The 12,115-nt window shown below is 63.5% G+C and carries 8 protein-coding genes and 1 CRISPR repeat array; all 8 genes read left to right on the plus strand.

The features are described from left to right. The first annotated feature begins 53 nt into the window (after window positions 1–53). A CRISPR array of direct repeats spans window positions 54–921; the repeat unit is 37 nt; unit sequence GTCCGACATGCTGCCCCGGCATCGCGGGGATTGAAAC. A 103-nt stretch (window positions 922–1,024) separates the two neighbouring features. Then, entirely contained in the window at window positions 1,025–1,597 is a 573-nt protein-coding gene (locus VNH11_27210; protein ID HVA50084.1) for a DUF4214 domain-containing protein, read from the plus strand. Between the two features lie 548 nt (window positions 1,598–2,145). After that, complete coding sequence (locus VNH11_27215) at window positions 2,146–4,671, plus strand: MMPL family transporter (GenBank protein HVA50085.1); 2,526 nt, start codon at window positions 2,146–2,148, stop codon at window positions 4,669–4,671. A 118-nt stretch (window positions 4,672–4,789) separates the two neighbouring features. Then, complete coding sequence (locus VNH11_27220) at window positions 4,790–6,001, plus strand: branched-chain amino acid ABC transporter substrate-binding protein (GenBank protein HVA50086.1); 1,212 nt, start codon at window positions 4,790–4,792, stop codon at window positions 5,999–6,001. 182 nt (window positions 6,002–6,183) lie between these two features. Continuing rightward, a complete protein-coding gene (locus VNH11_27225) occupies window positions 6,184–6,666 on the plus strand; it encodes a hypothetical protein (protein ID HVA50087.1) in 483 nt (160 codons plus the stop codon). Window positions 6,667–6,816: 150 nt separating this feature from the next. Continuing rightward, the gene (locus VNH11_27230; GenBank protein ID HVA50088.1) at window positions 6,817–8,052 is read left to right on the plus strand and encodes a pitrilysin family protein; all 1,236 of its coding nucleotides are present in this window, start codon (window positions 6,817–6,819) and stop codon (window positions 8,050–8,052) included. Further along, the gene (locus VNH11_27235) at window positions 8,039–9,268 is read left to right on the plus strand and encodes a pitrilysin family protein (GenBank protein HVA50089.1); all 1,230 of its coding nucleotides are present in this window, start codon (window positions 8,039–8,041) and stop codon (window positions 9,266–9,268) included. Before VNH11_27230 ends, VNH11_27235 begins: the two co-directional genes overlap by 14 nt. Beyond that, window positions 9,265–10,293, plus strand: coding sequence for an ATP-grasp domain-containing protein (locus VNH11_27240; protein ID HVA50090.1), 1,029 nt, complete (start codon window positions 9,265–9,267; stop codon window positions 10,291–10,293). Before VNH11_27235 ends, VNH11_27240 begins: the two co-directional genes overlap by 4 nt. Window positions 10,294–10,383: 90 nt before the next feature. Further along, window positions 10,384–11,382 carry a hypothetical protein gene (locus VNH11_27245; protein HVA50091.1) on the plus strand — a complete coding sequence of 333 codons (999 nt, stop codon included), beginning with the start codon at window positions 10,384–10,386 and terminating at the stop codon, window positions 11,380–11,382. Window positions 11,383–12,115 lie beyond the last annotated feature (733 nt).

Raw genomic sequence — 12,115 nt, forward strand, 5'->3', positions numbered from 1 at the left:
CGCGGGGATTGAAACAGGGGCCGGCGGCTGATTCCCGCGCGGCCCCTGGGGTTGTCCGACATGCTGCCCCGGCATCGCGGGGATTGAAACGTCGAACCGGCCAATGTTCGGCAGGCGGTCGAAGCGGGTCCGACATGCTGCCCCGGCATCGCGGGGATTGAAACATGGCGACTTTGATAGTGGCGGTGACTTGTTCTTTTGGTCCGACATGCTGCCCCGGCATCGCGGGGATTGAAACAGCCATCTCCCCATGCGGACTGGCTTGACCTTCCGGCAGGAATGGTCCGACATGCTGCCCCGGCATCGCGGGGATTGAAACGGTAGCGGCGCGGCCGCTTCACCACCTTTTCCGCTTCCGTCCGACATGCTGCCCCGGCATCGCGGGGATTGAAACTGTGTAGCTTCGTCATTTCTCATTCCTCGCACCGGCTAACGTCCGACATGCTGCCCCGGCATCGCGGGGATTGAAACGGTAGCCATGTTCTATATCTCCATATCACTGACTGTGGTCGTCCGACATGCTGCCCCGGCATCGCGGGGATTGAAACTAATCAGAAGGGTTCAAGAGCTTTTCGGGCGCAATGCGTCCGACATGCTGCCCCGGCATCGCGGGGATTGAAACTTGGGTTCTGCGGGCGTCCCCCGCGTGTAGTTCCCGCGTCCGACATGCTGCCCCGGCATCGCGGGGATTGAAACCGGCCTGTAGACTTTCGTCGAGGAAGCCGCCGGCAGCGTCCGACATGCTGCCCCGGCATCGCGGGGATTGAAACGCGTTCCGCAGCCGGCGCACTGGCATGTTGAGCCGTCTTGTCCGACATGCTGCCCCGGCATCGCGGGGATTGAAACTTTGGGCTGCTGAGCACGTCGATGATTTCTTGGATTTCGTCCGACATGCTGCCCCGGCATCGCGGGGGGGGCCGGCGACCGATTACCGCGTGCAGATCGGCGTCGAGCAGACGGCGCGCCCGGCGACCGCCGGCGCCCCGTCAGCCACCGCCAGTGCGACGGCCACGGTCCACGAAGAATGGCTCGCGGAAGGGACGGTCGGCACGGTGAACCAGAAGATGGAGACCAGAACCACATTCAGGAGATCTATCGCGATCTGTTCGGCCGGCTGGCCGAGCCGGGCGGCCGCGACTTTTGGGTGGCCATGCTGACGCAAGGCACTTCCCGCAGCACGGTCGCCTACGACATCGTCAAGCTGGCTTTCCCCGAAGAGTTTCAATACGACACGGTGGCCGCGCTCTACCGGCAGTATCTGGGCCGTGCCCCGGATGCGGCCGGCATTCAATTCTGGACGGCGTATCTTTACGGCGGCGGAACGATTGAGGGAATGGCCTGGGCGCTGGTCGGCTCCCAGGAGTACTTCCAAACGCAGGGCGGCGGCAGCAACGCGGGCTTTTTAAGCGCCCTCTTTCACGACGCGCTCGGCCGCCCGATCGATGCGGGCAGCCTGGCGTATTTCGAGGGCCTGATGGACCGCGGCCTGACGGCTTCCGACGTGGTCGCCGTCGCTGACCTAACCAGAAAGCCTGCCGCAAACCTCCCGCGAACGACGCGGGACCGCATAAGATATACTTCACGCGGCCGAGAATGAGACCTTTTGCCGCGAGGAAAGGCGGTGGCTGGGGCAGGAGCTTGGCCACATCACGGCTGGCGCCCGTCAACGCGTGGCCCGCAAACCACGTCGGACCAAACCCCGAGCCCCGAAACCAGCCCTGAACCCCGAACCCTGCGATGCACACCCTTTCGATCACGGAACAACCCGCAGGACCGTCGCGCGGCTCACGTGAGCTTGGCGGCTAACACGAATAACAACCATAGCTTACGTTTCGACGCCCGTAGCAGACTTTGTCAGAAGTCTGGTCGTCGCCGCGAGTTACGGCCAGAATTCTCACGAATTCCGCCACCCGGCACGCACCTGCCGTTGCCGCATGATGGAGGCGCGGCGGTAGGGAATTTGCGGGTGGTACCGCCCGATTGGGGCCAAGTCGGCGTGCCGGTGGGTTCCGGCGTATCGACTTGGCGTCGGTTAGCGATTAAACTGCTTCGGACTCACCTTCGCCACCAAACATGGAAGTCGCTCTGGGCGGCCCCGCCTATTTCCTACTCGGCGGACTGTCGCAAGTTAGCTGACCTGACTTAATGAAACGATCGTTCTACGACCGCAACGCCCAGAAGATCCTGCTGATCTCGGCGTTCTTGTTCTTTCCGACGATGATCGGAGCGCTGAAGGCGCTGCGCAGCAACAAGAACGACGTGGCCCAATGGCTGCCGGCCCAGTACGAAGAAACCACCACCTTCAAGTGGTTCCGCGAACATTTCGCCGGCGAGCAGTTCATCCTCATGAGTTGGGACGGCTGCACGCTCGACGCCGACGCCCTGCGGCTGATGGTCGCCAAGCTCGACCCTAAGCACCACCCCACCAAGATCGACGCCGACGGCGATGGGGCGGAAGAGGTCGTCGCGCCCAAGCAAGACGCTCACACGATTTATTTCAAGGAGGCGATCACCGGGGGCGACCTGCTGGAACGCCTCACTACCGAGCCGATCAGCCTCTCTGAGGACGAAGCCCTGTCGCGGCTCAAGGGCACGCTCATCGGGCCCGACGGCGCCACGACCTGCGTCGTGCTCACGCTTTCCGACCACGGCAAGGACCACATGCGCGATTGCGTCAAGTTGGTCCGTCGCACCGCGCTGGAAGAGTGCAACATCCCCCTGGACAAGCTGCACATGGGCGGGCCGCCGGTCGACAACGTGGCCATCGACGAGGCCGGCGAACAAAGCCTTTACCGCCTGGCCGGCTTCGCGGCGCTGATCGGCCTGGCAATCTCCTGGTGGTGCCTGCGGAACTGGAAGTTGATCTCGATCGTCTTTTTCGCGGGCATCTATGGCGCCGCCGCCAGCCTGGCGATCGTCCACTACTCGCCCTTGCTCATCGGCCAGCCGCCCGGCTGGATCGCGGTCAATGCCATTCTGCTCACCATGCCGTCGCTGGTCTATGTGGCCACGATTTCGGGCGCCATCCATCTCTCGAACTACTACCGCGATCAGCTCGTGGAAGGGACCGACATCTCCATTGCCCCGGAAAAAGCGATTCGCCACGCCTGGTTGCCGCTGACGTTGGCAACCGCGACCACGTCGATCGGCTTGTGGACGCTGTGCTACAGCGAACTGGTGCCGATCCAGCTTTTCGGCTTTTATTCGGGCGTCGGCGTGGTGGTCAGCGCGCTGTTGCTGTTCTTTCACGTTCCGGCGGCGCTGCAGGTGTGGCCGCTGCACGAGTTTGCCCGGCAGGCCACGCTGCACCACCATGAAGAGCCCGATTCCAACTCGCTGGTGCGTGCGGTGAACGCGGTCTGGTATCGCATGGGAGAGTTTATCATCCGCCGCAACGGACTGGTGTCGGTCGTGTGCCTGGCGCTGCTCGCCGGGTGCGGTTGGGGGATGATCCACACCACGACCTCCGTGCATTTGATGCGGCTGTTTCCGCCCAACGCCAAAATCCTCGCCGACTACACCTGGCTGGAAAAACACCTGGGCGACCTGGTGCCGCTGGAGGTGGTGCTGGAAATCGACCCGAAGGTCTGCAAGCTCGACTTCCTGGAGAAAATGGAACTGGTCGAGCGCGTGCAAGAACGTCTGGAAGACACCGATGAGGTGGGCGGCGTGCTTTCGGCGGTGACCTTCGCCCCGCACTTGCCGAGGCCGGAGGATTATCGCACCGCCAAGCGAAACGTGTTCACCCACATGATCGGCGTTCGCGATCCCTACAAAGTCGCCCGCCGCGTAACGGCCAAGAAGCTGCTCGAGCATCGTGACGAGTACATCAAAGGCGATTATCTGGCCATTGAAGACGACGGCACCGAGCTGTGGCGGATCAGTGCCCGTGTGGGTGCTTTGAAAGACGTCGACTACGGCGACATCCTGACGGGCATCCGGCAGCATGTCGGACCCGTGCTGGAAGAAGAAGCGAAGAACGGCGTCGAAGGGATCAAGCCGATTTACACCGGTCTGGTGCCGCTGGTCTACAAGGCGCAGCGGTCGCTGTTGCAGGGGCTGATTTGGGGCTTTGTCAGCGACTTCGTGTTGATCACGATCGTCATGATGGTGACGGTCCGCGACCTGTCGGCCGGCCTGATCCTGGCGTTGCCCAGCATCTTTCCGGCGGTGATGATCTTCGGCTGCATGGGCTGGTTGGGCATTGTGGTCGATATCGGCACGGTGATGGCCCCCAGTGTCGCCTTGGGCGTGACGGTCGACGACGTGGTTCACTTCATGATTCAGTATCGCGGCGGCTTGAAGGCCGGGCTGAGCCGTCGCGAGTCGGTGATGCTGGCCTATAAAGGTTGCGCGCGGGCCATGTATCAAAGCTGGGGCGTGATCGGCCTGGGAATGTCGGTGTTTGCCCTCAGTCCGTTTACGCCGACGCAGCGTTTCGGCTATATGATGGTCACGCTGCTCACCTCCGCATTGATCGGCAACTTGCTCTTGCTGCCGTCGCTGTTGGCGGGACCGCTGGGTTCGCTCTTCGGCCGGCGCTATACGCGGAAGCAAATCGCTCCCCCCGGCAAGCCGCTCGATAAGGAACGCCCGGTGCCGGTGGGCATGCGGATGCACGCACCGGAGCCAGTCCACACGGATCATCTGCGCCGCGGGATTAACGCCTAAGTAGCCCGCTTGCTCCGCAAGCGGATGGACGTGCCTTTGGCGTGACGTTTTCGCCGACGGCAGATCCACCCAATTCGAAAGCCGCTCCGCTCACGGAGTGAGCGGACTACGTAAGCCTGTGCCCCGTTCTGCGATTCCAATCCTGATCCTCCTGGCCGGCCTGGCTTTGGCCCCGCTGGTCGGCTCGCCGCTGGGCCAGCAGAGGCCGGGCATCATCAAGATCGTGTCCAGCCTGCCGCGCACCGGAAGCGTCAAATCGCAGACCGACTCGATCGTGGGCGGCATCCGACTGGCCTTCGAAGAGGCCAATTGGCAGGCCGGTGGATTCCGCATCGAATACTTCGATTGGGACGATGCCACGGCCGCGGCGGGCCAATGGACGGCCGAAGCCGAGATCGCCAACGCTCAGCGAGCGGTGCTCGATCCCGACGTCATGATCTATATGGGCACGTACAATTCGGGCGCGGCGAAGATTTCGATGCCAACCCTTAACCGGGCCGGCCTGTTGATGATCAGCCCGATCAACACCTGGCCGGGACTGACCAAGCCCGGACGGGGCGACCCGGGCGAGCCAGACATCTATCGCCCCACCGGCCGCATTACGTTTGCCCGCGTCGTGCCCACCGACGATCTGCAAGGGCCGCTCGGCGCCGACTGGGCCCGCGATGTGGGTGCCCGTCGCGTCTTTATCCTCGACGACACGGAGGTTTATGGTCGAGGCATTGCCACGCTGTTCGACGAGCGCTGCCGCGAGATCGGCTTGACCGTGCTGGGCCACGAGAGCATCGACGCCAAGGCCCAGGAATTCAAGTCGCTGATGACCTCGATCAAGGCGCTCGGCCCCGACCTGGTGTACTTCGGCGGCACGACGCAATCGAAAGCCGGGCAACTGGCCAAAGACATGGTCGCCGTCGGCCTGAGCTGCAAGCTGATGGTGCCCGACGCCTGTATGGAAGAAGCGTTCATCCGGTCGGCGGGCGCCGACAACCTCAACGGCCGCTGCTACGTCACCTTTGCCGGCCTGCCGCCGCGGCACTTGCGCGGGCCGGGGCAAAAGTTCGTCGAGAAATATCAGGCGCGCTACGGCATCTTGCCCGAAGCCTACGCGATCTACGGCTACGAAGGGGCGAAAGTGGCGTTGGCCGCCATCCAGCGGGCCGGCCGAAAAGATCGCCGGGCGATCATCGACGCGTGCCTATCCATTCGCAATTTCGACCGCGGGGCTCTGGGCGTCTGGTCGTTCGATGCCAACGGCGATAGCACTCTCCGCACGCTGTCGGGCAGCATGGTCGGCCATGGGCGGTTTGAGTTCGTCCGAGTGCTGCAATAGCGTCATCGGGGGGTCAGCTAAAATTCTTCTTGGGAAATCCGGGAACGGATGGTAACGTATAAGGGAACAGCGACAACTAACTGGGGGCAGTACTTTGGGAACGGACGGCCCACGGCGGGCAAGAGGAGGCGTCTCGATACACCTCGGGGTATTGCCAGTCTCGCACAGGCGGGAGTTCCCCCATGCCAATACGTTTTAAGTGTCCCAACGGGCACGAGTTGAATGTCAAAGACAAGTACGCCGGGCTGACCGGCCTTTGTCCGCAGTGTCAAACACGGGTGCTGGTGCCGATCCCGGCAGGCAAGCTGACCGACGACGCCATCGTCGGAATGCTGGGTCCGCCGCCTCCGCCCGACGATGACGCTTTGCCCGTACACCAGGATTCCAAGCACCGCACCGGGGTTGCCGATCCCGGTTCGTCGTCGGGCACGAGCCTGCGCGGCCTGTCGCCCTTGAACCGCGGCATGAAGGTCTGTCCGAAGTGCCGCCGCGAGGTGCGGGCGGTGTACGACATCTGCCCCTATTGCCGCACCTACTTCAGCGACACGGGCGAGGTGAATCGCCGCTTGATGCTGACCTGCATGAAGTGCGGCTTCGAGTACGAGCACCACGTCGCGGCGATCTGGTGCAAGCAGTGCGGCGCCGATTTAAGGCTGCAACACTAAGCCCGGCTGACCGCCGAAGCCAGGCGAAGTGAGTATCGGTTGCGGACGGGCGGCAGAACCGTTACCTTCGCCAGTTTCCGCTCCGCCGTATACTTAGGGTGCGGGGCATCGCCGCCCGACCACCTGCCGGTCCCAGAACTCCCGACGCCCATGATCCTCTCGCACGTCTACCCGAACGGCCTCGTGCTGCTGGCCGAGCCGATGGAATCGGTCGAGTCGGTGGCCTTCACGTTTCGCGTTCCGGCCGGCACGGCCGTCGAACCGCGGGGCCAAGGCGGAGTGGCGGGCATGACCTGCGAAATGATCCTGCGGGGAGCCGGACCGCGAGACAACCGCCAGTTCGTCAACGATCTCGATAACCTGGGCGTGGAACGCGGTGAAAACGTGGGAGATGCCCACGTGGTGTTTCGCGGGGCGACGCTGGCCCGCAACCTCTCACCGGCCCTGGAGATTTATGCCGATATTCTGCGGCGGCCGCACTTGCCCGACGAGCAGTTCGAGCCGTGCCGCCTGATCGCCCTACAAGAACTTGCGGCCGTCGAAGACGAGCCGGCGCACAAGGTGATGCTGGAGTTGCGGCGGCGGCATTTTCCCGATCCCTGGGGCCGGGCCAGCCAGGGTGAACAAGCCGCTCTGGAGTCGTTGACCCTGGCCGATATTCAGAACTATTTTCAGCGAGTTTATCGTCCCAACGGCAGCATCCTGGGAGTCGCCGGACGCATCGAGTGGGAAGTGCTGAAAGCCGACGTTGGACGCCTGCTGGGCGACTGGCCGGCGGCCAGCGAGGCGAAGATCGAAGAACACCAGGCCGGGCCGCACCGCGAGCACCTCGACCACGAGTCGAACCAGACCCAGATCGGCCTGGCCTACCCCAGCGTGGCCTATCGCGACGATGACTATTACGTCGCCTCGGCGGCCGTGGGAGTGCTGGGCGACGGCATGAGCTCGCGGCTGTTCACCGAGGTGCGCGAGAAGCGGGGTCTGTGCTACAGCGTATATGCGTCGCACGGCACGCTGCTCGATCGCGGCAGCGTGTTTTGCTACGCCGGCACCAGCGCCGAGCGGGCGCAAGAGACGCTCGACGTCATGCTGCGCGAGATCGTGCGGCTGGCCGAGGGGATCGAGGCGGGCGAGCTGGAGCGGCTCAAGGCCCGCATCAAGAGCAGCCTGATCATGCAGCAAGAATCGACCTCGGCCCGCAGCGCACTGCTGACGCGCGACTGGTACTTCTTGGGCCGCGTGCGCACGCTGGATGAGGTCGAGGCCATTGTGGATGGTCTTTCGGCCGACGAAATCAACCGCTATCTGGCGGGCCATCGGCCGCGGCAATTCACCATCGTTACCTTGGGACCCAAAGCGTTGGAGGTGCCAGTTGGAATTCCGTGAGCACGTGCTAGCAAACGGCCTGGAAGTCGTGGCCGAGTGCAACCCCGAAGCCCGCTCGGTCGCCTTGGGCTTTTTTGTGAAGGCCGGGGCCTGCGACGAGACCGACGACGTGTCGGGCGTGAGCCACTTTTTGGAACACATGGTTTTCAAAGGCACGCCCAAGCGGACGGCCGACGAAGTCAACCGCCGCTTCGACGAGCTGGGAGCCCATTACAATGCTTTCACCAGCGAAGAAAAGACGGTCTATCACGCGGCCGTGTTGCCCGAATATCAGCGGCCGGCGTTGGAGCTGTGGGCCGACGTGCTGCGTCCTTCGCTGCGCGGCGACGACTTCGACACCGAGAAAAAGGTGATCATCGAAGAGATCAAGATGTATGCCGACCAGCCGCCCTACGGGGCCGACGACCGCGTGCGGGCGACGCACTTCGGCCGGCACCCGCTGGGCCGCAGCGTGCTGGGCACCGTCGAGAGCATCCGCCAGCTCGGCGTCGACGCCATGCGTGCCTACTTCGAGCGTCGCTATAGTCCGGAGAACATCTCGATTGTCGCGGCGGGCAAAGTCGATTTTGCCGACCTGGTGGCGGCGGCCGAGGAACATTGCGGCCACTGGCGGCGGTTCGAGGCGCCGCGGGAGATCGGTCCGGCCCAGGCGCACTCCAGCTTCGAGTGCATTTACAAAGACACCAGCACGCAGGAATACTGTTTGCAGTTGGCCAACGGTCCTTCGGCCACCGACGACGACCGCTACGCCGCCAAGCTGCTGGCCGCCGTCATCGGCGACGATTCCGGCAGCCGGCTCTATTGGGAGCTGGTCGATCCGGGTCTGGCGGAACATGCTTCGCTGGGCCATCACGACCACTTGGGCACGGGGTTGTTCGTCAGCTATCTTTCCTGCGACCCGGAATTCGCGGTGGAAAACCTGCGGCGTCTGGCCGAGATTTATCGTCGCACGGAGGAGGAGGGGATCACGGCGGCGGAGCTCGATCAGGCCAAGAACAAGATCGATTCCCGCGTAGTGTTGTCGAGCGAGCGGCCGCGTGGGCGGCTGTTCAATCTCGGCGCGAACTGGGTTTATCGCCACGAGTACCGTTCGATGAAGGACGATCTGGACGCCATCGACCGCATCACGCTCGACGAAGTCAACGCGGTGCTGAGCAAATACCCGCTGTCGGTGAACACCACCGTGGCCATCGGCCCGCTCAAGGAGCTGCCGTGAGAGTCGGCCTGACGTTCAACATGAAGGGAGCCGCCAAGGCGCTGCCTTCCGGCGAATTCATCGGCACCGACGCCGAAGAGGAATTCGATTCGCCGGAAACGATCGCCGCGCTGGCCGACGCCGTTCGCTCATTAGGGCACGAGGTCGTTCTGTTGGGCGACGGCGAGCCGATGCTCCGCAAGCTGCTCGACGGCCCGCGGCCCGACCTGGTGCTGAACATCGCCGAGGGGCTGGGAATCAGCCGCACGCGCGAGTCGCGCGTGCCCGCCGTGCTGGAAATGCTGGGCATCCCTTATACCGGGTCCGACCCGCTGACGTTGGCCGCCACGCTCGACAAAGAGTGTGCCAAGCGTCTGGTAGACCACGCGGGCATCGCCACCCCCGGTTGGGCGCTGGTTGAAGAGGGGAATCTTGCCGCCGCCGAGCAGCAGCTTGCCAGGCTCGCCTGGCCGCTGATGGTCAAGCCGAACTACGAAGGCTCCAGCAAAGGCGTGTTGCGCAGCGGCATCGTTAACGATCGAGTGGAACTCGAAGCGGCCATTATCCGCTTGGCCGCGGCCTATCATCAGCCGCTGCTCGTCGAAGAGTATATCGAAGGCGAAGAGCTCACGGTGGGCGTCGTCGGCAATCGGCCGCCGGAGGTGCTGGCGATCATGCGCATCTTGCCGAAGCGGCCCAATGACGGTCCGTTCATTTACGGCATCGAAGTCAAACGGCATTGGGAAGAACACTTGGAATACGAAAGCCCGGCGAAGATATCGCCCCCCGACGCGGAGATGGTCCGCCGCGTCACGTTGGCCGCCTGGCGCGCCTTGGGTTGCCGCGACGTGGCGCGTTTCGATTTCCGGCTGCGCGACGGCGTGCCCTATTTTCTGGAAGTGAATCCCCTGCCGGGTTTGTCGCCCTTTTCGGGCGACGTTGTCTTTCTGGCCCGCGGCGTAGGCATTAGCCATGAGGACTTGATCGGGCGGATTTTGAAAGCGGCGGCGGCGAGGCAGAAGATCGCGGTAGACAGTAGACGGTAGACGGGGGAGAGGAATCGTGATTTGTTAGTTTGAACGGTCACATGCTGCGCTTGTTTTCCCGGTCTGCCGTCTACTGTCTACCATTTTGCCATGAACGTCGCGATTCTCCACAACGAGCCGTCACTGCCCCAGCAACACCCCGACTATGCGTCGGAGGCGGGCGTGCTGGAGTCGGTCGAAGCGGTTGAGGCGGCATTGACGCAAGGCAGCCATCGCTCATCGCGGCTGGCAGTGGGCACCGATCCGGCGGCGATCGTCCGGGCTTTGCAAACCATCGATGCCGACTGCGTCGTCAACCTTTTCGAAGGACTGCGCGGCGTCGGCGCGGGCGAGGCCCAGGTCACGGGCATTTTGGAGTTGCTTGGAATTCCGTTCACCGGGAGTGGCTCGAAATGTCTGGCACTGGTGCGCGAAAAGGCGCTCACCAAATGGATGCTGCTCGGCGCCGGCTTGCCGTCAGCCGCATTTCAGTCGATCGACGCTCAAGAGCCAATCACGGTGGGACGTTTCGAGCCGATGCTGGCCGCGGGGCAAGTGATCGTCAAACCGGCGCACGAAGACGGCAGCCTGGGAATCGGGCCCGAGAGCATCGTGGGTGACGCCGACGCACTGGTCCGGCAGATCCGTTGCGTGCAAGAGCGGTATGGCGATGTGCTCGTTGAGCAATACATTGCCGGCCGCGAGTTCAATGTCGGGGTGCTGGCGCTTCCCCAATCGACGGCTTTGCCGCTGGCGGAGATCGAATTCATTCCCGGCATCGCGCCCATCGTCAGCTACGACGCCAAGTGGACGCGCGAGGCGCCGGAGTTCGACGGCACGCCTGCCCGATGTCCGGCCGAGGTATCGCCGGAGTTGGCCGACGAGATTCGCCGCGTGGCGTTGGCCGCTTTCCGGTTGACCGGCTGCCGGCATTACGCCCGCGTCGATTTGCGGGTCGACGCCTCCGGGCATCCTTTCATCTTGGAAGTGAACGGCAATCCCGACATCAGCCCCTCGGCCGGCCTTGCCCGGCAAATCCGCACCGCCGGCATGAGCTACGACGACTTTGTCTGCGGAATGATAGAGGCGGCGGTCGCGAAAATCGCGTAGGATGGGGCCGCCCCCTTTCCCCAATTCGGAAAGCGATGAACTGGCAGGCCTGCCGGAGGCAGGATTGCGCTGAGGCTAGACTGGTATTGAGAGAGGCCCGCGCCAAGACCTGCTGGCTGACCACCTGGCATGGCGTACTCCGTTTAACCATCCTTTCCCCTGGCCGACATCGAAGCCATTCGCCAACTCCTGGCGTCTCCAACGCTTGCCCAAAAGAGACGTATCGGTTTCGGCGTGGCGCGCGAGTAGCCGCGATTCGGGTGCTCTTTGTCGTTCGTGGCGTCGGTCGGGTGGGGAAGACGCAGGCCTCCGGCTGCTTGCATTCACCGCCCAATCTGGTAATCTACCCGCTGCCGCGCCTGCCTGCGTCGGGCACGCGCGCGCGAAGCACCTCGCGGTGAGCTGGCGGAGGGCATCGGGTGAGCAACGTTCGTGGCCCCGACGGGGCGTTATTCGATCGCCTAGGGGCGCAGCCCCGTAGCGTAAGCGTCCTCGCTTGCGCCTGTAGGCCCGAACGGGCGTCATTCCGCGGACGTGCCGCGCAACTGTCTTTCCGACCAAGATGCCGCCATGCCTAAGCGCACCAGCAAGAACCTTGTTACACGAGATTCGCGCCCGCGATGGCCTTCGCACGCTGGGCATGAAAACGCCTGTTTTCACGGGAAAATAGGCGGTGTCGTGCTGGACCGCCAAAAACGATCCGCGAGAAGGCATCCGAGCTGACATAGTGGAA

The sequence above is a fragment of the Pirellulales bacterium genome (assembly GCA_035533075.1).
Taxonomy (GTDB): domain Bacteria; phylum Planctomycetota; class Planctomycetia; order Pirellulales; family JAICIG01; genus DASSFG01.

Coding starts and splice junctions, on each gene's coding strand:
- VNH11_27210 (HVA50084.1), top strand. CDS start 1,025: ATGGCTCGCGGAAGGGACGGTCGGCACGGTGAACCAGAAGATGGAGAC.
- VNH11_27215 (HVA50085.1), top strand. CDS start 2,146: ATGAAACGATCGTTCTACGACCGCAACGCCCAGAAGATCCTGCTGATC.
- VNH11_27245 (HVA50091.1), top strand. CDS start 10,384: ATGAACGTCGCGATTCTCCACAACGAGCCGTCACTGCCCCAGCAACAC.
- VNH11_27225 (HVA50087.1), top strand. CDS start 6,184: ATGCCAATACGTTTTAAGTGTCCCAACGGGCACGAGTTGAATGTCAAA.
- VNH11_27230 (HVA50088.1), top strand. CDS start 6,817: ATGATCCTCTCGCACGTCTACCCGAACGGCCTCGTGCTGCTGGCCGAG.